Consider the following 24,484-nt stretch of genomic DNA (forward strand, 5'->3'; position numbering starts at 1 on the left):
ACCTGTAATGCTCACCACCAGTGCCTTTCTGGCCCTGGCTATGCAATGCGCTCCCTCGATACACCCTGACACGCTGACTCCCATCGTCAAGACAGAATCCTCCTTCAATCCCTATGCCATCGGCGTGAGCGGCAAAGTGTTGCCGCGTCAACCGCAGAGCCTGGATGAAGCCGTATTGGCGGTGAAAAAGCTGGTCGCAGAGGGCGCTGACTTCAGCATCGGCCTGGGCCAAATCAACCGGCAGCATTTCGATGTCAGCCGACCCGAACCTGTGTTCGAACCCTGCACCAACCTGCGCATGGCAGCGCGAGAGCTACAGGCGTGCTACGTAAAGGCCAGTAAAGCCGATCCTGATGTGCAAAGTGCTTTGCACAAAGCCATTTCCTGTTACTACAGCGGTAACCCAAAACGTGGCTTCAAGGCCGAGCCCGAATTTGGTGGCAGCAGCCACGTGCAACGTGTGTTGGCCAACGCAGGCACGGCCACCGTTACGGTCCCTGCGCTGGAAGGCGGATCACCCGAACCGAACAAGCACCAGCGCGCTCAGGCCCCGGCGTCCACCGTTGAGCCGACCTATGAAAGCTGGGACGTACTGCGCCAGTACCCGCGCTATCTGCCACCTGCACCACCGTCGGTTTCTGCTCCACCGGCTTCCCCAGCTCCACCAGCTGAATCCCCTGAAGAACCCTCAATTCCCCCCAAAGAGGATCAATGATGATCAAACGTACCCTTGTGCCCAACAAAGGCGAGCTGGGCATTCTGCTGGTGGCTCTGGCCTACCTGCCCGGTATCGCCTCCGCTGACTGGCTGACCACGTTGCAGCAATATGGCAGCAATATTCGCCTGGGCATTTATATGCTGACGGGCACCCTGGGCCTGTGTTGCCTGATCTGGTCAGGTGCCAAATGGATGATTGCTCGCTCCACGGGCGACCGCTCGCACACCTTCATGGACTACCTGGAGCAGGTTGCTGTGTTGATGGTTGTCGGAGCCACAGTTGCCATTGGCACAGCGGTTTGGGGAATATTCGGCACCGGCGTGCCGGGTTGACCAGGAGCGCTTATGGCCGGTAACGAAGTGCTCAAAAAAGAGGTTTCCCCAAGCTACAACGCGATGAGTCGGCCCGCGATGTTCTGGAACATTCCCATCATGCCGATGGTGGGATTGCTGATGGGCGGCTTGGTCTTCGGTGTTGCCGCGACGTTTCTGCTGTCCTGGGTGTGGGGCCTGGTCGTTGCCTCCCCATTCCTGATTGCCCTCATCGCCTTGAGGGTTGTTGGCCTGATCGATCCTCAATATTTACGCCGCGTCCGCTTTGCACTGCGGCGTCTCCGGCTGAACCTCAAGTACGGCAAGCCGTTGTTGCTGACCCCCATTAATCCGCAATGGAGCAAATTCTATGGCGCACGATTTTCACAAAAGCGTTATGCCAGCGGAGGACAAAGTGCCGCTGATGGGCTATCCGGTAGACGAGCTCATGACAACCCTGTCAGGCAATCGCTTGGTGAGCCTGATCCAGCTCAAGGGGGTCTCCCCAGAGACCCGCAGTGATGAAGAACTGATCCGCCTGTGCGAGACCCGCAACCGCTACTTTCTGGCGTTGGGCAAGAAAGAAGGGAAAAACCTGTTGGTGCACACCTACACCACCAAGACAGGCATCGAGCTGGACACGCAGTACACGATGCCGCTGCCTGCCCTGCAGGACTTCGTAGACGCTTATACCGAACCGTTTCGCAACGGCACCTTCTACCAGGTGGGCTACGGCCTTGCCCTGGTTCTCAAGTACCGCGAGCTGGATGACGGAATCCAGCGCATGAACGACCTGTTGTCACTGACCAGAACCCTACTGGCCGAATATGACCCAGCGATCATGGGCCTGGAGGAGAACGAACACGGCGCATTGTTCTCGCAGATCGGGCGCTACTACAGCCTGCTGATCAACGGGCACGAAAAAGACGTGCTGGTTAGTGACACCCGCTTGGGTGACGCGATCATTGATAGCGTCACCAACTTTGAAAACTACGATTTTGTGGAGAACCGGCCCAACCGAGGCGGTCAGCGTTTCGCGACCACCTTTGACCTGCGCGACTACCCCAGTGGTGGGACTTACCCCGGCATGTGGGATGAAGCCAACGAGCAGCAATTCGAGTTCACCCTGGTGCAAACGTTTCTGTTCGAGGACCGCAACAAGGCCAAGGACAAATTCCAGAAGCACAAGGCGGATCTGGGCTCCGTCGAAAACGACTCCCATCAAATCAAGGAGCTTGAAAAAGCCATCGAAGACATCACTCTGGGTGACAAGGCGTTCGGTCGTTATCACGCCTCCCTGATCGTCTATGGCAAGACCCCGGACCAGGCCATCGAGAACGGCACGAAAATGACGTCGGTGTTCACAGTGCGTGACGCGACCTTTGTGCGTTCGACCATGAGCAACGTCGATACCTGGTACACGCAGTTCCCAGGTGTGACCGAGGCCATGTACCCCATGATGAAATCGACCGAGAACCTGGCGGACAGCTTTTCACTGCACTCCACCCCGACGGGTAAGGTCAAGGGCAACCCCATCGGAGACGGGACAGGAGTCATGCCCGTGCTGACGGCCAACAAGGCGTTGTATGTGCTCAACGTGCATGACAGCCCGCCCGGCCAGAACAACCTCGGTGAAATGCTGCCAGGTCATGCGGTTTACACGGGCCAAACCGGGGTGGGTAAAACCACCGCCGAGGCCATCTTGCTGACTTTCCTCAGCCGTTTCGAGCCGCTGATTTTCGGCATCGACTACAACGAGTCGCTGAAACACCTGCTGTGTGCATTAGGGGCCGAGTATTACACTGTGCAGCCTGGCCACTTCACCGGCGTCAACCCGTTCCAGTTCCACGACAGTCCGGGGTTGCGGCAAATGCTCATCGACCTGGTGCTGTGCTGCGCCGGTGGTCCTGCGAAAACCGACGAAGCCGACCAGCGCACGATCAAAGATTCGGTCGAAGCAGTTATGGCGCATACCAATGTGCGCCTTCGGGGCATGTCGCTGCTGCTGCAAAACATCCCCCATCAGGGTGGCAATTGTCTGCACACCCGGCTATCGAAATGGTGCCGTTTGGCCGGTGAAGGCCGCGAAGGTCAGTACGCCTGGGTTCTGGACTCGCCGGTCAACCAGTTCAATGCGCAGACCTACCGGCGTTTGGCCTTCGACTGCACGCAGTTGCTTAAAAACAATTATCCCGAGAAACACCCCGAGGTCATGGAAGCGTTTCTGAACACGCTGTTCTACATGAAGCGCGAAATGCACGAAGCCCGCCCTGGCAATCTGCTGTTGAACGTGGTGGCCGAGTACTGGGCACCGCTGTCGTTCAAAAGCACGGCGGATGCCATCCAGGAAGTCTTGCAAAGCGGACGCATGCGCGGGGAAATCCTGATCATGGACACCCAGTACCCCGAACAGGCGCTGGCGACGAAGTATGCTCCGGCGGTCATTCAGCAAGTGACAACACCTATCTGGCTGCCTAACAAGAAAGCGCAGGCCGAGGGTTACGCCAAATTCGGCGTCACCGGCAAGGTGTTTGAGGCCGTGCGTGACATGGGGCCGCTGAGCCGGGAAATGGTGGTACAGCAGGGTCACCAGACGGTGAAGCTGAAAATGGAGCTGGACGGTCCGCTCAAGTATTGGCTGCCGCTGTTATCAGCTACGAAAAAGAACCTGGCGGTGGCCGAGCGTATTCGGCAACACCTGGGCACGACCGATCCCACGGTGTGGGTCGATGCGTTTCTGGTGGCAGAGGCCGTGCGCCAATGGTTGAACACCGACGATCCCGCCGTGTGGCTGCCTGCGTTCGACTATGCCGAGGGCTTGCGCCAGTCCATGAACACGCGGGATGCACAGCGCTGGATGCCGGCCTTTCAAAAAGCCTGGAAGGCCCTTCAGGAACAGAATGAAATCGAGGTTTCGTCATGAAAAAACACGTGATGGCTTACGCGCTTAGCGCGCTCATATTGACCACAGTCCTGCCTGCTGCGCATGCGGCAGTACCAGGCGTTCCGGTCCTGGATCCGTCTAACCTGCTCGCGCTGAAGGCGAATGCGTTGGCCCAGGCCAAACAGGCGATGGACGCGCTGAGTACAGCCAAGGAAGGCATCACCCAGGTCGCGCAGCAATACAACCACTACAAAAGCATCATCACCGGCAACGACATGTTGGGTGGGTTCCTGAATGACCCGGCCTTGAACAAGGTCATGCCCATGGGCGAGTGGGCCGATGTGTACAGCACGGGCCGGGACATCGCCAGTTTGCGTGACCGGTACGGCTTAACTTCGGATAATGCCAGCGTGCAGGCGAAATTCGACCAGTTGATGTCGGCTGCCGATGCGCTGGAGCGCAATTACAACGCCAGCACTGAACGAGTCAAGAACGCCGAGCTGCTACGGGCGCGGTTGAATGAAGTGACGACCCCACAGCAGAAGGAGGATTTACAGCTGCGTTACCAGCAGGAGTTGATCGAGCTGCAAAACCAGCAGATGCGGCTGGCTAACATGCAGATGCTTCAGCAGCAGCAAGAGAAAATGGAAAACGAAAAACGGGCACAAGCGTTCCGTGATTACATGAACGGTAAAACGAGCGTGCGGCCCAGCTACGAGTGATTAACCAATAAATTCAAAAGGGAAGATGACCTATGTTTAAAAAAATGACTGCTTTTTCGTGCTTGGTCCTGTTTGCACTGGCGCTGTCGGGTTGCTTCGATAGCAAAGGGGATGGATTTGTGGGGCGATGGACTGGCGAAAACATGAAAAGAATGGGCAAGCCAACCTATGTCATGGATATATCTAAGGATGGCGAAATTTTCCACGTAAATCTCGAAACCACTGATGATATTTTGGGGCATGGCAAAAGAGAAAAAAGCATGAAGCTGTTCGAAGCCAAGGCTGAGTCGGACAGTGTCTTAAGCATGGCTAATGGTCTTGTAACCATGCGTTTGGAAGGCGACGTCATCTATTACGATTACATCACCTATACCCGAGCAAAATAACGGAGGCGGCATGGACGTAACAAAAATAGCCCAGACGTTGTTTGGTTTCGTTGATGCCGCTCTGCAAAGCGCCTTGGTCACCGGGATGGCCAAGGTGATGCTGGGGCTAGGAGCGCTCTTCGGCACCATGTGGTTGATCCACTTCACCCTTCGCAACATGCAATGGCTGTACCGGGGCATGAACGTTGCCTTCGAGGATGTGGCCAAAGAAATTATAAAAATGGCTGCCATCACCGCGTGTGCGTTCAATGTGCAATGGTACGTTCAGACAATTGTGCCTTTTATCACCGGCCTCCCCAATTGGATGGGGGGAATCTTGTCCGGCCAGGAGGGCACGCAAACCAACCAGATCGACAGTTTGATTGTTACTTATGCGGCGAACCTGAGCGGCCTGATAGGGGCTATGAAGTTCAATATCTTCGGCGCCAGCCTTGCTGATATCTGGCTGGGTATTCAGGGGGTGGTGTTCTATGTGCTGGGAGGTATCCCGTTCTTGCTGGCCGCCGTCGCCACCCTCTTTGTCCTGAAAGTCTCGACAACGGCTGTTGTGGCCGTAGGGCCTCTGTTCATCGCCTTTCTGCTGTTTGATCAGACCAAGCAGTATTTCTGGGGGTGGGTTGCAGCCATCGGTGGTTTTATGTTGGCTCAGGTCCTGATATCGGTTGTCCTTGCCATCGAGATAGGCTTCATTAACACCGTGATGATTAAAGACGGAACGTTAACGACCACCTTGGAAGGGAATATCACCATCCTGATCGTCTTCTGCACGTTCACCGCGCTGGTCATCGAACTGCCTGGTCAGGCGGCTTCCATCATGGGCGGCGGTCCCTCCGGAGGCGGAATGGTCAGCCGCATTTCAGGGTTTGGTGCAGCCAAAGGCATGACACGCGGTGTCGCCGCCGGCATTTCAAGACTGCGGAGGGGACGCAACAACATCAAATAACACACCGCTTCACCGGCTACGCCCTCTCCTTAGTTGCAACACCCTCGCTTCTCTCAGGTACTCCACTATGAATTTCAAACTTGCTTTGAGCGGGCTGCTTTCGGCTGCCCTGCTGTCAGGGTGTGGCTCTGCACCCAAACTGTCCGAACCGGAAGGGCAATGGGAAGACATGCCCTTCACCCATGCCCCTGCGCCTCGCGCTGCCCCCGTGGCAACGCCTGCTCCCGTGCCTGGCCGGGTGCTGCCAGCAGCGAGCCCTGCGCCCAAGGCCCAGTCGCTCAAGATCACCCCTTCAAAGCGTCCGGCAAGCGCCTCCCCGGCAAAGCCTGCCGAGGCCCTGCCTAACGATTCCAAATGCTCCGCGAACTGATCCGCGCAGCACGTGTTTGTCCAGGTTTAGGTGACTTATGAAAAAGCTTCGAAAATCCAAAGAGGACGTGATCGAGCAGGAGCGCCAACTGGCCGCCCGTACCAGCATCGATGCGGCTACCGCACAAGAAATCAGCCTGGTTGAGCAGGCGTGGATCCATGCAGCGCGGTACTTTGAAAAGAACATCGCCGCCGATGAAAAGGCCAAGACCAAACGAGCAACGCGGTTGAATTACGTGTTTGGGGCCATTGCCGTCATGTCAGTTGCCGCCGTGATGGGCCTGACCCCGCTCAAGACCGTAGAACTTGGCCTGGTACGTGTAGACAGAAACTCCGGCTACACGGACGTGGTGTGGGCCGACGACAAAGGCAAGCCCCAGGAGCAGATCGATGACGAGTTCTGGCTTTCCGCGTACACCCGTTTCCGCGAGAGCTACAACTTTTCGAGTAACGATGCCAATTACGCCATGGTCAAGTTGATGTCCTATGACGAGACCTTTACCGAGTACCGAAACTTCCAATTGTCCTCCAAGGGCTATCTGGAAGTGCTGGGGACCAACCGGCAAATACGCACGGATATCAACAATATCAACTTCCTGGAACGCAAAGATCGGGAAGGCACTGCCCAGGTGCGGATCACTAAAACCGTGCTGGACCGCAACGGCGTCCCCGATCCCCAGCTGCACCCGGTCACCTGGGTGGCCACAGTGACCTACGACTACAAAAACCCTGCCAAAAAAGCCGGTGACCAGTGGCTAAATTCCCGAGGTTTTGGGGTCAAGGCCTACACGATGACCCAGGAAGTGGGGGTGTCCAATGGTAAATAAAGCCGCTTCAGGCCTCACCGCCTTGTTGTTTCTGACGTCCGGCCTGCCCGCCTACGCCGAGAGCATGGGTACTGGCTCAGCACTGGACCGCCGCGTGCAGACGGCCATTTATTCCCCTGACGAGGTGTTCAGGGTGCAAGCGACGGTTGGCCGTGGAGCGCTCGTCCAGCTCCAATCCAACGAGACGATCAATCAGGACACCGGGCTGATGGTCTCGGGCGATCCGAAAGCCTGGTCAATTGGCCCTAACAAGGCTGGCAACATGGTCTCGCTCAAGCCGATCACGGATAAGGAACCCGATACGAACCTGACCATTAACACCAATCGGCGTACCTATCTGATTGAGCTGAAGCTGGTCGAGCGCACCGAGGACTCGACGTATCTGCTGCGCTTCACCTACCCCGAGCCGCCGAAAAAATCCGTCGCGGCTCGCCGTGACCCCGGCAACCCCTGTGACGGCCCGGTGCAAAACGGCCCCTATCAAAAGCGCTCTAACGAAGAGAGTCGATCCATAGCGCCTTATGAGGGCTGGGACAACGGCATGCTGACCTGCTTCCGCTTTACCGGCAACGGACCGCGCCCTGTGCTGTACCAGGTACTGCCCGATGGCACTGAAACCGTAGCCGACATGCACAACGAACAGAACGTGATTGTGGTGCATGGGGTCAGCCGATTGTTTCGGTTTCGCCTGAACGGTCTGCTTGTAGAGGCCCGGCCTACTGCCCAGGTGAACACGGGGTACAACTTCAACGGGACCACTACCGGCGAGATTCGGGAGCTTAAGCATGCAGAACAATGACAACGACCAGGCTCCGGAGAACACTCAAGGGCCGGACAGCATCGGGCCGCCCGAATCAGCAGCGACCACAGCAGCCCCGGAACAGGCACCGGCCTCCGAGCCCGCTAGCACCCAGGCCCGTGGGGCCTTTGATGTGCGGGCCAAACGCACAGGCGATACCCAAAACAAGAAGACGCTTTACTTGGGCATGGCCGGGCTGGTGTTTGTAGGGCTGCTGATGATTGGCGGACTCTGGTACTTCACCATTTCCCAGATGAAAACCACCGGCTCCGAGGTCGATGAAACCAACGTCAAGAAGGACGCGACCCTGGACGTGAATCTGGGCAGTGACGACAGCATGAAAAAGGCACGGGAAGCCAAACTGGCCGCTGACAAAGCGGAAGAGGAAAGGCGAGCCCGAGCGGAAAGAGAGCGATTGGCCAAGGAGCAAAAGGAGAAAGAGGATGCCGAGCGCGGAAAAAACGGTCAGGACCATGCCGGTAGTGCGCCGCCACCGCCCGGCGCGTCCGGCCAGAACACGCCCGTGGAACAGACCCCCCGGCAACGCAAACTGGGACGTGAAATGTTGGTGACCTCGGAAGACGCGCAGGGTACTGGTGCTGGGAATCCTCAGCCGCAACAGCCGTCCGGCGAGCAGCCATCCCTGCCGCCTTCAATGCTGGCCGACATTCAGGGCGGATCGAGCAGCGGTCTGGGTGGTGAATCGTCCAGCAGAAAACGCAGCAGCCTGAGCAATCTGGGCGGTACCACCTTTGTCCCGGCCAAGGCGTACCTGGCACCGAACCGCAAGTACCTGGTCAGCCACAACACCTACACGCGCTGCGCGCTGTATACCGAAATCATCAGTACCCACCCAGGGATGGTGGATTGTCGTCTGACCGATCCGCTGTATTCCGCTGATGGCTCCACGGTGATTGCGGCAGCAGGTGACAAGCTCACCGGTGAACAGACGGTTGAGGTTGGGCCAGGCGAAACCAGCGTGTTCACCACCTGGACCGAAATCGAAACCCAAGCGGGTGTGCGGGCCAAGATTGACAGCTTGGGAGCAGGCCCCATGGGAGCCAGCGGGACCGAAGCCTGGATCGATCGTCACTACATGCAGCGCTTTGGCGGTGCGGTGATGTTGTCGTTCATTCAGGACGCGCTTCAGGCCGCGTCCAACACGACGCAGAAAAGCTCGGGGTCTGGAGGTTACACGGTGAACAACAGCGAGCAGAACGTGGAGAGCATGGCCAACAAGGCGTTGGACAGCACCATCAACATACCTGACACCGGGAAACTGCTGCCTGGCACCGTGATCACCGTCATCGTGGCCCGCGACATCGACTTTTCATCGGTTTTCGAGAACCGCTAAGGAGTATTCATGACTGAAGAGCAAGGACTCACCGAAGACACCCTGGTTCTGGACTTCCTCGACCAGGCAGGTGCCACCGAGCGCCTAAATCGTCAGGGCACCAAGGACGTGGCCATCAACCGGCCTTACGAGTTGTGGGTGGACGGTCCAAACGGCTGGGAACACGAAGAAGCGCCTTGGCTCACCTACAACCTGTGCTGGCGGCTGGCCAATGCGCTCTGTGCGCTGAGATACCGCGTACTGGCTCCTCACTCACCTATTCACACTGTGAAATTACCTGGCGGGGAGCGGGGCCAGATCGTCATGGCCCCGGCGTGCGAAGAGGGCACCCTGTCGATGACGTTTCGAAAACCCTCTTTGGATCGCTTCACCCATATGGATTACGTCAACAGCGGTCGCTATGACCGGGCCAAGGCCATCGCTTCACCGATACTGACCCTGAAAGCCTGGCAGCGCGACATGCAGGAAGCCCACGCAGCCGGCGAGTGGCACCGATTCATGGAAATCGCCATCGCTAATCGCCAGAACATCATCATTTTTGGCGGGCCGGGCTCGGGTAAAACCACTTACGGCAAGTCGCTGATCGACATGTTTCCGGTTAACCGCCGCATGATCACGATCCAGGAAATACTGGAGGACCCCATGCCCTTCCACCCTAACCATGTGCATTTGCTCTATGGCCATGTGGTGACGCCCAAAGCCCTGGTGGCCAGCGCGATGCGGATGAAGCCTGACCACCTGTTTTTGGCCGAGCTGACCGGTGACGAGGTGTGGCACTACATCGAGATTCTGAACACCGGCACCAAGGGCACCGTGACCACTGCGCATGCCAATGACAGTGAAGCAGGCTATGCCCGTGTGTGCGGCCTGGTGAAGCAGTCACCCATTGGACTCGGCCTGGATTACGCGTACATCGAGCGCCTGGTGCGCACCTCATTCGACGTGGTGGTGTACATGGAAAACACCTACATCGAAGAAGTGCATTACGAACCCGAACACAAGCTGGCCCTGCTCAATGGCCAGCGTCAACGCGCAGCCTAGGAGAACACCATGTGGTGGAAAGTCTCGTTATCAATCGTGTTCATGATGGCTGTGTGCTTCGTGATCGGGCTGTATGCAGGGGGTGCTATGTATCTGCACCTGACCCAAGGTCACTTCGCTGGCTTGGCCTGGGACACACTATGGGAAGCCCGCAAGCTGGCCTGGAACGACCGGCGGATGCTGTACGTGCCGTGGTCATGGTGTGTGACCGCTGCCCTCACCTTCCTGCCGGTCGGCATCACGCTAATGGCCCTTTTCGTGCGCTTGAAGCCCAAGACCTCGCTGCACGGTGATGCGCGCTTTGCCAACAACCGCGAGCTGCGCCAGTTCGAGTACCAGGGCGAATACAAGAACACCAGCAAGTAGGCATTGCACCCGCGTCGCCCCCTAATACGCCTGCATTTCCAAACTATCCCAATGCACCGCCACACAGACGGCCAGAGCCGTCTGGGGTCGAGCTGTGTCCGGAAACACCTTGGAGAGGTTACCAATGGAACAATCAAAAGAATCGAAACCCCTTCTCTTTCTGGGTTTGCCCTTGCCCATTGCACTGGGCGTTGTCTTCGTCATTGCAGCTTGGCTGGGCATTTGTATCGCACTCGCCCAGCTCAATCAGATCAGTTCATCGCTCAGGCAGATCCAGGCGAATCAGCAGGTGGCCATCGCCTTGCAACAAAGCCTCGACGCCCAAGCGATTGAACGTCGAGCAGGGAGTCGCTGATGGCCAGAGCTAAATCCAAACCCATCAGCCCGGACAATCCCCAAAAACGGATCGATGAACACCCCGCGTTCCTGCTCGGCAAGCACCCCACGGAGGATTCGTTTCTGGCCAGCTACGGGCAACAGTTCGTGATGCTGGCCGCACCACCGGGCACCGGGAAAGGGGTCGGGGCTGTGATCCCCAACCTGCTCAGCTACCCCGATTCCATGGTGGTCAACGATCCGAAATTTGAAAACTGGGAAATCACCTCGGGGTTTCGTGCATCAGCTGGTCACAAGGTCTACCGCTTTTCACCTGAGCGCCTGGAGACGCACCGCTGGAACCCCCTGAGCGCAATCAACCGCGATCCGCTCTACCGGCTGGGGGAGATTCGCACGATTGCCAGGGTGCTGTTCGTCTCCGACAATCCCAAGAACCAGGAGTGGTACAACAAGGCAGGCAACGTCTTCACCGCCGTGCTGTTGTATCTGATGGAAACGCCGGACATGCCCTTCACGTTGCCCCAGGCCTATGAAATTGGCTCATTGGGGACAGGGATGGGGACGTGGGCTCAGCAGATCATCGAGCTGCGCAGCACCGGCCCTAATGCGCTCTCCTTTGAAGCCCTTCGCGAGCTTAATGGTGTATTCGAGGCCTCGAAAAACAAGAGCAGCGGTTGGTCCACCACCGTGGACATCGTGCGCGACGTGTTGTCGGTGTATGCCGAGAAGACGGTGGCCTGGGCCGTGTCAGGGGATGACATCGACCTGTCCAAAGCCCGTGAAGAAAAGATGACTGCGTACTTCAGTGTCACCGAGGGTTCGCTGAAGAAGTACGGCCCGCTGATGAACCTGTTCTTCACTCAGGCCATACGGCTCAATTCCAAAGTCATACCGGAGCAAGGCGGGCACTGTGCAGACGGCACGCTTCGGTACAAGTACCAGCTGGCCCTATTGATGGATGAGCTGGCCATCATGGGCCGTATTGAAATCTTGGAGACTGCGCCCGCCTTGACCCGAGGCGCGGGGCTGAGGTTCTTCTTCATTTTCCAGGGTAAGGATCAGCTGCGGGCTATCTATGGTGAGGAAGCTGCCAACGCCATCATGAAGGCGATTCACAATGAAATCGTGTTCGCCCCTGGTGATATTAAGCTGGCCGAGGAGTACAGCAGGCGCTTGGGTAATACCACCGTGCGCGTCCATAACCAGTCGTTGAACAGGCAGAAGCATCAGGTTGGGGCTCAAGGGCAAACAGACAGCTACAGCGAACAGCCCCGGCCCTTGATGCTGCCCCAAGACATCAACGAGCTGCCTTATGACAAACAGTTAATCTTCGTACAGGGGACCAAAACCACGCCCGCCCTGAAGATTTTGGCTCGCAAGATTTTTTACTACGAGGAAGAGGTGTTCAGGTCGCGAGAAAAGCTGCCGCCGCCGCCCTTGCCCGTGGGGGATGCCTCCAAGATCGACGCGTTAACCGTACCGGTGCGAACCGTCGAAGCCAAGGTGGCGGTGGCTGACACCAAGCCCATGCAGGCCGAACAGCGGCAGCGCTGGAATCCCAGAGACACCAACGCTCAGGCAATCGAAGTGGCTCAGGCCGCAACGGACAAGGCTCAGCCAGTTGAGGTAGAGCCGGACCCAGAGCCAGAGTCTGTGCAGGCTCACGATACCCACGAAACGATGTAACACCCCCACCGACGCCATCCGGCGTCAGCAGGAGCAAACCATGAATACCTTCAGCAAAACGGCTGACCGCCAGGGTCATGCCGCTGGCAACGCCGTGCCCGGTCGCGGCAAAACGCGGGTCTGCGCGCTATTCGCAATGTGTTTGCTGGGCAGTGGCTCAGCCTTCGCCGGTGACCCGTGCAAGTCGGTGCTTTGCCTATACGGCAAGTTCACCGGCAACAGTGGTGGCAGCGAGTGCCGCAGCGCCGAACAGGACTACTTCAGCATCCTGGTCAAGAAGCACGGGAACATCAAATGGAGCCAGACCGCCACGGCGCGCCAGGACTACCTCAACAGCTGCCCCGGTGCTGATCAGAGCTACACCCAAAAAATCAACGACAAGTTCGGCAAGGTCCGGGGCTAAGCCCCAGATCCTGACAAGGAGAACACCATGCGAGTATTCATTGCGGAAAAGCCCGCCCTGGGCCAGGTCATTGCCGAAGCGCTGGGCACCGTCATACGCAAGGACGGCTATTTCGAGTGCGGTAGCAGCGATATCGTCACCTGGTGCGTGGGCCACCTGCTCGAACTGGCCCCGCCCGAGGTGCACAACCCCGATTATAAAAACTGGGTTCAGGCCGACCTGCCTCTGAAGCTGCGTCCGGCCAAGTACCAGCCCATCGCACGCACCAAGGACCAGCTGAGCATCGTCCAGCAGCTGATCGGTCGTGCTTCGGAAATCGTCCACGCCGGTGATCCGGACGATGAAGGCCAGTTGCTGGTCGATGAGGTCCTGGTGCATTTCGGCAACACCGCGCCGGTCAAACGCATCCTGATCAACGACATGAACGCCAATGCTGCCCGCAAAGCGTTGGACGGCCTGCGCGACAACCGCGAGTTTTATGGCCTGTTCCAGAAAGCCTTGGCCCGCAGCATCGGCGACCAGTTGTACGGCTTCAACATGACCCGCGCCTGCACCCTGGCCGGTAGGGCCAAGGGCGTCAAAAGCGTGTTGTCAGTGGGCCGCGTGCAGACCCCGATCCTGGGGCTGATCGTGAATCGCTACCTGGCCAACAAGAGTCACGCCAGTGCGTTTTACTATACGGTTACGGCAAGCCTGGCCGTTGGTGGCAGTCGTGCTCAGGCCCGCCTCGTGGTGGCTGCGGATGCCCCGATGGATGACAAGAACCGCATCATCGACGAGGCGTATGCCACGCAGGTAGCCGACGCGTGCCGGCAGAAACCAGCGAGCGTGATCGAGGCCCGTGTGGAGGAGAAGCAAACCCAAGCACCCTTGCCGTTCGCGTTGCTCGACCTTCAGGTGTACATGAGCAAGACCCACAGCATCGATGCCGAGAAAACCCTGGCCCTGACCCAGGCACTGCGCGAGAAGTACAAGGCCATCACCTACAACCGTTCCGATTGCAGTTACCTGTCCGACGAACAATTCGCTGAGGCCCCGCAGACCTTGAGCCTGCTCAGCGAAGCCCTGCCCGACCTGGCCGGGATGTTTACTGAGGTGAATTCGGAACGTAAAAGCCGGGCTTTCGACGACAGCAAGGTCTCTGCGCACACCGCGATCATCCCAACGGCAGTGAAGATCGACATTGCCCAGCTCAGTGACGATGAGCGCGCCGTGTACATGGCCATCGTCAAACGTTACGTCGCGCAGTTCTTGCCCGAGAAGCGCTACCTCAGTGCCGAAGTGCGTTTTGGCGTGAACGGCCACACCTTCGTTGCGCGCTCCACCAAAGTGACGCAGCCCGGTTGGACGGCGCAGGTCACTGAAGAAAACGAGCAAGACGAAGATGCGTCGGACGCCGCCGAGGTCGCAAGCCCCTTCGATGCACTGGCGGATCTGAAAGTCGGTGACGCCGGAGTGTGCGACGGCATCACCGTGGCCAAGGAAAAGACCAAGCCGCTGCCGCTCTACACCGAAGCCGAGCTGCTAAAGGACCTACGGCGGGTCGCCAAGTATGTGAAAGACCCGCGCATCAAGCAGCTGCTGATCGACCGTGACCAGGGCAAGAAAGGCGAGAACGGCGGCATCGGCACCCCGGCGACCCGTGGCGCGGTGCTGGCCAAGCTGCAGGAGCGTGGCTTCTACGCGGTAGAGAAGAAAAAACTGATCCCCACCCAGTTGGGTCTGGAGTTCATCGCCGCGTTGCCAGCGATTGCGACCACGCCGGACATGACCGCGCTCTGGCATGAACAGCAACAGATGATCGAGTCCGGTGAACTGACCGTGGATGCGTTCCTGGACGAACTGGAGGGCTTCATCGCAGACCAGGTGCAGAGCATCGACCTGGGCAACGTGCAAGGCGACGGTAAGCCGGTGCTGGACAGCCTGAACGCCCAGTGCCCCATGTGTGGGGGTGAACTGGCTGTTACCCCGCGAGTGATCGGATGTCGCGCCTGCGCCTTCAAGTTCCATCCGGAAGTCAGCGGCAAGATGCTGTCGCCTGGCCAGATCGAGGCGCTGCTGACGAATGGCAAGACCGGTGTACTGAAGGGTTTTCACAGCAAGAAAACCGGCAAGTCCTTTGAAGCGGCCCTGAAGCTCAATCACGAAGCCAAGCTGGAATTCGTATTCAGCCGCAAACCAACCCGCGCATGACCCCTCTCCTCAACGGAGGCATTTGTTATGTCAGACGAGAAATTACCCAAGGGTGCGTATGCCGCCCTTGAAGCGCTTCAGGCCCAGGCTGTAGCCGTAACAGCTTCGATTCCAAGCAACGACCTTGAAGCGGTGGCATTGGGTCGCAAGGCACTTGCTGATGCTCAGGCACAAATGGCGAGACATCCGAATTGGGTGGCCAAGATCATCAAGGCGCTGCTGATAGCCCCATTCGACGAAGTCACCATCCTGACCGCAGACGCTGATTGGCTTGCACAGACCTTTACCGAACGTGTTGCTCAGTGGCCACCTGGTGACACGATGACCGCGCACTGCCCCAACTGCGAAACCCCCGCAACTGTTGATATCGTCAACGTCAGAAAATGGGAAATGACTTGGCGTCCAGTAGATTGCGACACCTGTTTTGCCGAGTTTGAGTTGTCGGCAAACGGCACAACTGCCTTGATATTGGCCCCTGCTGCGCAGTCTTCGGCCCGGGGCCGCGAGCTGCTGAACACGACAATCCATTTTGATCCCGACGCCAGCAAAAACGCCCCCTATACCACTGCCGTTGAAATCTTGCTTGGTGGTGTGGGCCGTCTGATGTTTCCCGATGGCACCGAGCAGTTCGTGGACGACGACGCCGAACCGGCGCTGATCTATTCGCCACGCCTTCAGCCCGACGCCCTGGAGCGGTTCTGCGAAGAACACATGGATCGCTACGAGCGTTTTCATGAGGAACACGAAGCGCAATTGGCAGGCTTCGAACGTATCGCCATGGACGCCTTTTGGTAAGTCCATAGGTCCCGTAACACCCCCTTACATCCCTTTAAGCACTCATTGAAGAAGGAGCGCAATCATGGCGCGTGGCATCAATAAAGTGATCCTGGTAGGCACCTGCGGACAAGACCCTGACTGTCGTTACCTGCCCAATAGCACTGCGGTGACCAACCTGAGCCTGGCCACCAGCGAGCAATGGAACGACAAACAGACCGGTCAGAAGGTCGAAAAGACCGAATGGCACCGCGTGTCGCTGTTTGGCAAGGTCGCTGAAATCGCCGGCGAATACCTGCGCAAGGGTTCGCAGGTCTACATCGAGGGCAAGTTGCAAACCCGCGAATGGGAAAAGGACGGTATCAAGCGCTACACCACGGAAATCGTCGTGGACATGCAGGGCACGATGCAGTTGCTGGGTGGCCGTCCACAGGGTGACTCCCCACATGGGCAAAACGGCCAGGGCAGCGGTGGCAGTGATCACCAGGAACCCCCTCGGCAGCAAGCTCCCCAGCAGGCGGCACCGGAAAAATCGTCCGGCAAGGGCAAAGCGTCACCAAAACCGCCACGTGCATCAGGCAAGCAGACTCAGGCCAAAGCGCCTGCACCGCAACCTGCTGGGGATTTTGACGGCCTTGATCCCGACATCCCCTTCATGGACCCCTACCGGTTTAGCTGGATGCTGGTCTGACCCACCCATACAGCGATCTTGGCCACGTCAGGTGCCGCGCTCCCGGCTCGCCGTGACACGCTCTATCGTCGCGGCGAACGGAAGCACGGGCGCAGCGAACACTTGACGCACCCCCGTACAGAAAAGCCTCACCTTGGGAGTGTGGGGTAGCTTCACCACCCCGCGCTCCCGAGGTCAACGCGGCCGTTGCAGGATGACAAGGGCAGCGCCCTTGGTGTTCAAACCGCCTGGCATCAACATTTTTCAGATCAAGCACACAGGGTGGTGTTTACCCGGTGCGAACCCCTCTATTCAAGGAATACCAAATGAAAGCGATCAGTTGGTTTAAAAAGAAAGTCGTCGTCATTAACTACACCGGCACCGTTGGCAAAACTACCATCGCTGCCAACCTGCTGTGGCCACGTATGGGCGGCGCTCCGCTCTATGCCATTGAATCCATCAACGAAACGGCCGAGAACCTTGGCCTGGATGTAGAGAAGCTACGTGGCAACGCATTTCGTGAGCTGTTCAAACGACTCATGCTTGAGGATCAGGCTATCATCGATGTCGGAGCATCCAACGTTGAAGACTTCATGGCCAACCTGGAGGAGTTTGACGATGCTCATGAAGAAGTCGACTACTTCGTGATCCCAGTCACCTCGGGCACCAAGGAGCAAAAAGAAACAGTCAGCATGATCGGCAGCCTGGCCTCCCTGGGCGTACCTCCTGAAAAGATTCTTGTATTGTTCAATCGTGTCAAAAAGGATGTTGATGCAGAGTTTCCGATTATTTTTGCTTATCACCAGCGCGCCGGCGCATTCACGTTGAATCCAGAATGTGCCGTGTTTGAATCAGCATTGTTTGACGCCTTGTCTATCCACCGTATCTCAATGCAAACCGTAATGAACGATGACACCGACTACAAAACACTCCTCAAGAATAAAGATGCCAGCGCACAGGAGCGTGATCGTTGGTCTGATATGTTCGGGCTGACACTCTTGTGTAAAGGCGTCAATCGCAAGCTTGATGCGGTGTTCACAGCGCTGTTTGGCATTGAGGTGATCAAATGAGTGAACTTGAAGCTGTCCCAACAACTGCGCGTGATGCCCTGATCATTGAGCTTCTGAGCGATGTTGGTCGTTTGCACGATGATGTAAAACGCATACCGCAATTGCTTGAGCTATCGATGAGGGATTCTCTGGATATTGTGGCCGACGCTGTAGAGGATGCGGAAGATACCGCCTTGCTTTTGCAAGAAACGACAAAGGAAGTCATTCAAGCGACTGCCGCCAAAGCAGGTGTGGACGTTGCTTTGGAAATGTCCACGGCCATTCACCAGAGTTTAGAGCGAGTGTTCGAACCAGCGTTGCAGCGCGCAGCGATAAAAATCGATGACTTGGAAAAGCGAGTAAGTGCTTTATCCGGTAACTTCCGTGACACGCAGGCTTCACGGTTCAATTACATCGTCTTGGCGGGATTTGTGGCCTTGAGCATCGTGGTAGTGTCCGCAATGGGTTGGGTAGCGATAAAGGCTCAGGACGTTAATGAAACCAATCGATGGTTCTACCACGAATACAAAAAACAGCAGGCTGTCATTGATACGCTACCATCCGCCATTAAGAAACAGTTCGCGCCGTAACTACGGAGCTAGCAACCATACCCTGTCATGGCTTTGAAGTTCTGTTCGCGTCACTGATGACTTTGGCCCAGTCTGTGTTTTCCACCTCCTCCCTGATCTCCTTCATGCTTTGCCTGATGTTGGCTCTTGGCGTGGTTTTTTCGCCATTCAGCAATGCGGGTTTGCTGACCGCTGCGCTGTCGTTTTTTTCAGGGAGGGGGTGTTTAACCTGTCCGGCTCGTTTATGGCTTTTACGGATTCGGTACAGCGCCTGGTCGAAGTGACGAAGGCTGACTGCAAGTCCGGTATCAACCAGTTTTTGGTGGATCACCGTCCTGCTTACACCTGAGTCCAGGGCGTTTTCGATCACATCATACAGGTCGCGGATCTGCGCAGTGTACGACCTGGCTTTGCTGTCCTGTGCCAGTTCTGCCAACGCCTCACGCCGGTTTTCGGTTACTTGAGCCACGATTTGCCCCTTGCTGCGTACAAAGTGATGTAATTCTGATGTAAATCTGTCGTATTCGAGCGTAACACTGATGTAGAAAAACGCAATGCCAAGTATTCCTGACGTAATACCGAGCATTTCTGATGCAATTCTGATGTAACCCGTGGGTTCACCCTGCTGACCCCCTATCTCGAATTCGATAAACAGGCACGTTGACGATTGTTTACAAAAAGAGCTTCGCCTTTTTGAAAACATCGTCCGTGCCAAAGGGGATACCCCTTTGAAACCCCGCAAAGCGGAAAAGCGTCGTCTGTCATTTGTTGTTGTCGGTTGGTATCCGAGAGGTGGTCCCATGCTCAAAAAACGCAACAAGGATCGCGTAGTGTCCTTTCGGCTGACCGAAGAACAGTACGCACCCTTTGAAAAAATCATGCAGCAGTCGGGCACCAAGTCTTCGGTGTTCTTCCGCGAGCTGCTGCTCAACAAAACTCCGGTATTCAAAGCGGCTTCGGTGGACCAGGAGCGGCTGGTTTTCATCTTCAACAAGTCCAGTAACAACCTGAACCAACTTGCCAAGCGAGTTCACCAGGCCCACCACAGAGGCATTGTTTCAGAGGCGTTGTTCCTGAAAATCTCAAATACCCTCATGTCGATTCGAGACTTGCTTTTAGCTGGGGTGGACCGTGCTGATAAGAGTTAGAGGCTACAACGCTGGTGTTCAAGAGTATTTGGAGGAAGGGACAAAGTCTGGCCGTGAATTTACCCGAGATGAACTTGATCATCGCGTTATTCTCTACGGCGATCTTGACCTGACCCGCGTGGTGTACGAAAGCATTGAAGATAAAGGCCAAGATCGCTACTTGACCATTACCCTCGCGTTTCGTGAAGATTATATTCCGCACAATGTGCTTAATAGCATTACGCAGGAATTTAAGCAGTTCATGATGTGCGCTTATAAAGAGGAGGAATTTAATTTTTACGCAGAGGCTCATTTGCCCAAAATAAAAACGCTCGCAGATAAAAAAACAGGCGAGCAAATAGAGCGCAAGCCGCACATTCATATTGTCATCCCTAAGAAGAATCTTTTGTCTGGAAATATATTTGACCCTGTCGGATCAAATTACTCGCAATCTGAAAAGCATTTGGAAGCGTTTCAGGAGTATGTAAACCACAAGTATAACCTTTCTTCGCCACGGGAACATGTGCGGGCTGATATTAAAGACGCCGCCAGTGTGTTGTCACGCTACAAGGGCGACGACTTTTATGGGAAAAATCGCCAGTTCAAACAAGACCTGGTCAAACAGGTTATTGAGCAATGTGTACAAACCCGTGTTGGGTTCTATGAGTTGGTTAGAGAGCATGGGGAAACTCGCGTTCGCAATGAAGGCAAGCCAAATGAATATATTGCCGTCAAGTTACCTGGCGATGCGAAATTTACCAATCTTAAAGATACAATTTTTCAAGATGATTTCATCGTCCGTCGAGAGTTGAAGAAACCTCCGCTTGATCCAAATGTTATTCGTGATCGCTTGCTGGAATGGCCGCAACGAGCCAAAGAAATTAAGTATGTCAGTAAAGCAGGGCCCGACTTTCGGAAACTGTATGTGGCGTCTTCACCTGAAGATCGGGTGCGAATCCTAAACGAATGTGAACAGAAATTTTATAAAACTTACGGAGAATCCCATGACAACGTACACACCGGGCAACGACAGAGAGATCACAAGCGAAGTCCTGCTGAAACTACAGGGCGACGCATTGCGCCATCTGCCGATGGCGTGCAAGACCTGTCCGTCAGCCATGTGGCAGATCACCGGCAAGCCGGACCGACCCGAAGCCGTGACGGTGCGGTGTTACTGCCCAGTGATGCACACGTTCACGTGGGACAGTCGCAACCAGGAGGAAATTCTGGATTGCGACCACCTGTACCAGGAGGAGGACGAGGAAGACGGAACGGGTCCACAGCTGAGCGAGGAAGAGGAGGAAGCGGGCCTGCCGCCGTTTCTCAGGAAGCAACGGGAACAGCAACGCCAGCAGGCGCAACAGGCCGACGACGATCCGGAGCTGGAAAACCCCGAAACGCCCGAGTACGAGCTGGACGCGTAGTCCCTCCGTATGCCAAGAACCCCCACCGTGTCGCCACCATTGCTGACATCGAGGAGCGGGGCCGACGCCTGTTTGATCCGCTCAAGAAGCCTTCGGACAACGCGCTGGTGTTCTACCGATCACCTTCCGTCCCAGCGGTGCCCAAGGCGGTGACTGCGACAACAACGCCTGGACGCTCCACTGGCGGTCGTAGGCCCAGGACTTCAGGCAAGCCTCGCCCTCCCCGCCAATGGCGGCCTGGGTCTGTCGTCCCGCCTTACGCCAAGAACCCGAATCGGGTCGCGACGGTGGCTGACATCGAGCAGCGCGCCCGGATGCTGTTCGATCCGCTCAAGCGACCTGCAGACAAGGCGCTGGTGTTCAAGCGGGCTTCGATCAAGGCCCTGACAGTTAACAAACACGCCTCCACGGTGGCCGCGTACTTCACGCGGCAGGCTCAGCACAACCAGATCGCTCCGGCCCACCGCCGGGCCATACGCCGGATCGATCAGCAGTATTTCGCGCTCAGGCGCGCCGTGTTCTCCGATCAACGTTTAACCCGCCAGGACAAGGCACAGCTGGTTTCTGTGCTGACGTTCGAGCGGATCAAAGCACGTGAACAGTTCCACAACCCGAAACCCAACATCGAGGTAAATCTCATGGGCAGTGCAGCCATACGCAATCTCTTGGACGATGAAAAAGAAGACCCTGGCTTCAGCATCAGCGGCGCGAGGGGCCCAGGCCGTGAAGGCGTGCGTGACCAGGTAAAGCGGGTCCTGGATCGCTTCGCCAAACAGATTGATCCAGTCGCCGCCAGTGAGCGGGCCCGCGACCTCAGCGCCAAGGATCTTTACACCCGCAAGGCCAAGTTCAGTCAGAACGTGCATTACCTGGACAAACAGACCGACAAGACTTTGTTTGTCGACACGGGGACCAGCATTTCCATGCGCCGCACGGGCATCACCGAAGCCGGTGTGTCCGTAGCTCTCCAGTTGGCCCGGGAAAGGTTTGGCAGCACACTGACGATCAACGGCACTGCCGAATTCAAAAAGCTGGTGATCGAGGCGGTGGCCAAGAATGGCCTGGACGTGCATTTCACCGACAAGGCCATGAATCAAAGCCTGGCGGACCGCCGTGCAGAGCTGGACATCGAACGTGATGGCCAGAGCATTGGTCCTTCCACCGATTTGCCTCGGCACGTTGACGACGCCACACGGGACGTGCGGGACCAGGCAGACCGCCTGGGCGTTACGGTGCCGATCGAGGCGCTGTATGGAGAAGGCAAAACGGCTGATCAGGTTAGTCAGGCGCTGGCCACCCAGCTGGACACCGTGCCGGAGCCGGAACGCATTGCGTTCGTGGAGACGGTGGCCATCACCTTGGGCATCCCTGAACGCGGTCAGCCCAAAGGCGACCAGGCGTTTGCGCAATGGCAGGCTCAGCGTGCGCAGCCAACTGCGGACTCCGCAGCAACGGCTACAGCAGAAATGCCGACCGGCGTGCCAACGCCTTCAGACACTTCGCCTGAACCGGTGACCCCACAAGCTGCGAAGCCTGCTCTGGCCAACGACCCGGCCCTGCAGAGCCCCAGCGAGCTGGTCAGGCTTGAAGCGCAATGGCGTCGGGATTTCCCGATGTCCGAAGCGGATGTCAGGGCCTCTGACACGGTCATGGGCTTGCGAGGTGAAGACCATGCCGTCTGGATCATTGCGACGAATGACAAGACACCTGAAGCCGCTGCCATGCTGACGGCTTACATGGAAAACGACAGCTACCGCGAAGCGTTCAAAGCCGGCATTGTCGCTGCTTACAAGCAAGTCGAAAACTCACCTAAGTTGGTCGATGACCTGGACCACCTCACGGCGATGGCTGCTCAGATAGTCAATGAGGTGGAAGAGCGTCTGTTTCCGACACCTCAAGCAGCAACGGGCCAAACAGCCCCGTCCAGGAGCAAAGTCATCGAGGGCACGCTTATCGAGCATGGGGAAGCACCGTATCAGCACAATGACGACAACCAGATGAGCTACTTCGTGACGCTCAAGCCCGAAGGAGGTAAGCCTCGCACTGTGTGGGGCGTAGGGCTGGAAGAGGCCATGAGCGACGCAGATCTGAAGCAAGGCGACCAGGTCCGTTTGGAAGACCTGGGCACCCAGCCGGTCGTGGTGCAGGTCATTGAAGAGGACGGCACTGTCACGGACAAAACAGTCAACCGCCGCGAATGGTCAGCGCAGCCGGTCGCGCCTGAACGGGTAGTGGCTGAGACCACGCCCAAGGGTCAGGCCATCGCCGCCGGCACTCCAGAGCTGTCATCGCCAGATGAAGAAGACGGCATGAACATGGAGTGAGCCGTGCCGGAAAACCACCTCCTTACCTGGAGGTGGTTCCGCTCGTACTCGTTTGAGAGGAAAGGACATGATTAACCACAGAGCGCAAAAACAGCACGTGCAGCACCTGCTTGAAACCATTGCCCTTAGCATTGCACAGCCTATCGACCTACCCCGCGAGACTATTGAAGAGGCTCTTCGCCAAGCCATCATTGATGGGCGGCTGACACCCGGTGAACGACTCACACAGCAGGCCATTGCCAATGCTTTCAAGGTCAGCCGCATGCCCGTACGCGAAGCTTTACGGGCATTGGAAACGCAGGGTTACATCGCGGCGGAGTATCACAAAGGCCATCGGGTCGCGAACAGCCATGAGCTACCCCAGCTCGGTCACCTGCCTGGCTTGCTGAGGTGCGTAGCAGAACGTCATGCGCAGCTGGTCGACCTCGCATCGAAAGTCGCTTTTGAAAATGAAATCCTGCACGTTCTCGGTCGACTACGCCCTACGCCTTGTTGATACTCCAATGGGTCGCTGTAACCTCATGGTTTGACGGACGTTTCAAAGGTAAGTCCTTCAGCCGCCAAGCTTTATCAGCTTAGCTTGCTTGACGTACTACCGTAGAACTTCTACTCTCCCGGGTTGAGTCAGACCGTATTACCTTGGCGGCCCTATATGACATCCGAAAAGATCTGCGTCGTCAGCTTTAAACTTGACGAAAAAAATAAGCGAAGATTTGATGCAGCTATGCGCGCGAACGGTACGACGGTGTCCAAACAACTCCGTGACGCCGTCCACGCATATCTGAAAGAGGTGGATGCAGGTGTGGAACACCCGCAGTTTCGACTTGGACTAGATGACAGCTCAGTAGACGCGTAAGAAGGTCTACGTAGGCAGCCCGAAACCTCAGAGATTTCAATCGTGTAGATACTTGAATTGCAGAAACCAAAAAGCCCCGGTTGGCGCCGGGGCTTTTTGGAAAATCTTGAACAGGCCGTTTGGTTGCGGAGTACCTGTTCAACACACATAACGTGAGCTGATTATGGCGTTCACTGCGGCTTTGTGCAAGCCGTCAAAAGTGAAGCCATCAGTTCACCGCTGAACGGTGAACTTATGGAAAAGATTTTTCTACAGCTGTGCGCCGCCTATGAGCGCGCCCTGCCCCCCCTGCTGCACCTTTGTGTGACGTCCTTTTTCGCTGTTGGCCAACCAGATGGCCAAGGCGGCGAGGC

At 56.8% G+C, this 24,484-nt stretch carries 27 protein-coding genes; 26 read left to right on the forward strand and 1 reads right to left on the reverse strand.

The window, feature by feature from the left end; all coding sequences use genetic code 11:
- Positions 1-7 precede the first annotated feature (7 nt).
- The 21 genes from FFH21_RS29665 to FFH21_RS29770 all read left to right on the forward strand — a co-directional run bounded on the left by FFH21_RS29665 (position 8) and on the right by FFH21_RS29770 (position 18,421).
- Positions 8-715 carry a lytic transglycosylase domain-containing protein gene (locus tag FFH21_RS29665; RefSeq protein ID WP_054073138.1) on the forward strand — a complete coding sequence of 236 codons (708 nt, stop codon included), beginning with the start codon at positions 8-10 and terminating at the stop codon, positions 713-715.
- Positions 715-1,050 (forward strand): hypothetical protein, encoded by a 336-nt coding sequence (locus tag FFH21_RS29670; protein ID WP_016569406.1) that lies wholly within the window; start codon positions 715-717, stop codon positions 1,048-1,050. Before FFH21_RS29665 ends, FFH21_RS29670 begins: the two co-directional genes overlap by 1 nt.
- A gap of 12 nt (positions 1,051-1,062) precedes the next feature.
- On the forward strand, positions 1,063-1,551 hold the full coding sequence (locus tag FFH21_RS29675) for a VirB3 family type IV secretion system protein (RefSeq protein ID WP_081007185.1): 489 nt from the start codon (positions 1,063-1,065) through the stop codon (positions 1,549-1,551).
- Positions 1,478-3,952, forward strand: a complete 2,475-nt coding sequence (locus tag FFH21_RS29680) for a VirB4 family type IV secretion system protein (protein ID WP_054073160.1) — start codon at positions 1,478-1,480, stop codon at positions 3,950-3,952. Before FFH21_RS29675 ends, FFH21_RS29680 begins: the two co-directional genes overlap by 74 nt.
- Positions 3,949-4,635 carry a P-type DNA transfer protein VirB5 gene (gene virB5 / locus FFH21_RS29685; RefSeq protein ID WP_054073139.1) on the forward strand — a complete coding sequence of 229 codons (687 nt, stop codon included), beginning with the start codon at positions 3,949-3,951 and terminating at the stop codon, positions 4,633-4,635. Before FFH21_RS29680 ends, virB5 begins: the two co-directional genes overlap by 4 nt.
- Before the next feature lie 32 nt (positions 4,636-4,667).
- Positions 4,668-5,021: a hypothetical protein gene (locus FFH21_RS29690; protein WP_054073140.1), complete on the forward strand. Its 354-nt coding sequence runs from the start codon at positions 4,668-4,670 to the stop codon at positions 5,019-5,021.
- Positions 5,022-5,031: 10 nt separating this feature from the next.
- Complete coding sequence (locus FFH21_RS29695) at positions 5,032-5,964, forward strand: type IV secretion system protein (RefSeq protein WP_054073141.1); 933 nt, start codon at positions 5,032-5,034, stop codon at positions 5,962-5,964.
- A 67-nt stretch (positions 5,965-6,031) separates the two neighbouring features.
- A complete protein-coding gene (locus FFH21_RS29700; protein ID WP_054073142.1) occupies positions 6,032-6,334 on the forward strand; it encodes a hypothetical protein in 303 nt (100 codons plus the stop codon).
- Between the two features lie 37 nt (positions 6,335-6,371).
- Complete coding sequence (locus FFH21_RS29705; protein WP_054073143.1) at positions 6,372-7,160, forward strand: virB8 family protein; 789 nt, start codon at positions 6,372-6,374, stop codon at positions 7,158-7,160.
- Positions 7,150-7,959, forward strand: coding sequence for a P-type conjugative transfer protein VirB9 (locus FFH21_RS29710; protein WP_054073144.1), 810 nt, complete (start codon positions 7,150-7,152; stop codon positions 7,957-7,959). Before FFH21_RS29705 ends, FFH21_RS29710 begins: the two co-directional genes overlap by 11 nt.
- Positions 7,946-9,313, forward strand: coding sequence for a TrbI/VirB10 family protein (locus tag FFH21_RS29715; RefSeq protein ID WP_054073145.1), 1,368 nt, complete (start codon positions 7,946-7,948; stop codon positions 9,311-9,313). Before FFH21_RS29710 ends, FFH21_RS29715 begins: the two co-directional genes overlap by 14 nt.
- Before the next feature lie 9 nt (positions 9,314-9,322).
- Complete coding sequence (gene virB11, locus FFH21_RS29720) at positions 9,323-10,354, forward strand: P-type DNA transfer ATPase VirB11 (RefSeq protein WP_003407093.1); 1,032 nt, start codon at positions 9,323-9,325, stop codon at positions 10,352-10,354.
- Positions 10,355-10,363: 9 nt separating this feature from the next.
- Entirely contained in the window at positions 10,364-10,720 is a 357-nt protein-coding gene (locus FFH21_RS29725; RefSeq protein ID WP_016569416.1) for a hypothetical protein, read from the forward strand.
- Positions 10,721-10,844: 124 nt separating this feature from the next.
- Positions 10,845-11,075: a hypothetical protein gene (locus FFH21_RS29730; RefSeq protein ID WP_054073146.1), complete on the forward strand. Its 231-nt coding sequence runs from the start codon at positions 10,845-10,847 to the stop codon at positions 11,073-11,075.
- The gene (locus tag FFH21_RS29735) at positions 11,075-12,742 is read left to right on the forward strand and encodes a type IV secretory system conjugative DNA transfer family protein (protein ID WP_054073147.1); all 1,668 of its coding nucleotides are present in this window, start codon (positions 11,075-11,077) and stop codon (positions 12,740-12,742) included. Before FFH21_RS29730 ends, FFH21_RS29735 begins: the two co-directional genes overlap by 1 nt.
- Positions 12,743-12,782: 40 nt before the next feature.
- Complete coding sequence (locus FFH21_RS29740; RefSeq protein WP_054073148.1) at positions 12,783-13,145, forward strand: TrbM/KikA/MpfK family conjugal transfer protein; 363 nt, start codon at positions 12,783-12,785, stop codon at positions 13,143-13,145.
- Between the two features lie 27 nt (positions 13,146-13,172).
- Positions 13,173-15,338: a type IA DNA topoisomerase gene (locus FFH21_RS29745; protein ID WP_054073149.1), complete on the forward strand. Its 2,166-nt coding sequence runs from the start codon at positions 13,173-13,175 to the stop codon at positions 15,336-15,338.
- Between the two features lie 27 nt (positions 15,339-15,365).
- Complete coding sequence (locus FFH21_RS29750) at positions 15,366-16,133, forward strand: hypothetical protein (RefSeq protein ID WP_054073150.1); 768 nt, start codon at positions 15,366-15,368, stop codon at positions 16,131-16,133.
- Positions 16,134-16,197: 64 nt separating this feature from the next.
- Positions 16,198-16,803: a single-stranded DNA-binding protein gene (locus FFH21_RS29755; protein WP_054073151.1), complete on the forward strand. Its 606-nt coding sequence runs from the start codon at positions 16,198-16,200 to the stop codon at positions 16,801-16,803.
- Positions 16,804-17,108: 305 nt separating this feature from the next.
- Positions 17,109-17,852, forward strand: a complete 744-nt coding sequence (gene stbB, locus FFH21_RS29765; RefSeq protein ID WP_054073152.1) for a StbB family protein — start codon at positions 17,109-17,111, stop codon at positions 17,850-17,852.
- Entirely contained in the window at positions 17,849-18,421 is a 573-nt protein-coding gene (locus FFH21_RS29770; protein ID WP_054073153.1) for a hypothetical protein, read from the forward strand. Before stbB ends, FFH21_RS29770 begins: the two co-directional genes overlap by 4 nt.
- 25 nt (positions 18,422-18,446) lie before the next feature.
- On the opposite strand, the gene FFH21_RS29775 is transcribed toward FFH21_RS29770, so the two are convergent.
- A complete protein-coding gene (locus FFH21_RS29775; protein WP_054073154.1) occupies positions 18,447-18,986 on the reverse strand; it encodes a hypothetical protein in 540 nt (179 codons plus the stop codon).
- A gap of 214 nt (positions 18,987-19,200) precedes the next feature.
- Between FFH21_RS29775 and FFH21_RS29780 the strand changes: the two genes are divergently transcribed.
- From FFH21_RS29780 to FFH21_RS31265, 5 genes are all read left to right on the forward strand, one after another.
- Entirely contained in the window at positions 19,201-19,548 is a 348-nt protein-coding gene (locus FFH21_RS29780) for a hypothetical protein (RefSeq protein ID WP_054073155.1), read from the forward strand.
- A 983-nt stretch (positions 19,549-20,531) separates the two neighbouring features.
- Complete coding sequence (locus FFH21_RS30930; protein WP_054073156.1) at positions 20,532-20,951, forward strand: hypothetical protein; 420 nt, start codon at positions 20,532-20,534, stop codon at positions 20,949-20,951.
- 638 nt (positions 20,952-21,589) lie between these two features.
- The gene (locus tag FFH21_RS30935; RefSeq protein WP_306110116.1) at positions 21,590-23,275 is read left to right on the forward strand and encodes an LPD7 domain-containing protein; all 1,686 of its coding nucleotides are present in this window, start codon (positions 21,590-21,592) and stop codon (positions 23,273-23,275) included.
- Positions 23,276-23,342: 67 nt separating this feature from the next.
- Positions 23,343-23,771: a winged helix-turn-helix domain-containing protein gene (locus FFH21_RS29795; RefSeq protein ID WP_054073157.1), complete on the forward strand. Its 429-nt coding sequence runs from the start codon at positions 23,343-23,345 to the stop codon at positions 23,769-23,771.
- Between the two features lie 228 nt (positions 23,772-23,999).
- Positions 24,000-24,131 (forward strand): hypothetical protein, encoded by a 132-nt coding sequence (locus tag FFH21_RS31265; protein WP_366925001.1) that lies wholly within the window; start codon positions 24,000-24,002, stop codon positions 24,129-24,131.
- The last annotated feature ends 353 nt before the right edge of the window (positions 24,132-24,484 follow it).

The organism is Pseudomonas sp. KBS0707 (genome assembly GCF_005937945.2).
GTDB lineage: Bacteria > Pseudomonadota > Gammaproteobacteria > Pseudomonadales > Pseudomonadaceae > Aquipseudomonas > Aquipseudomonas amygdali.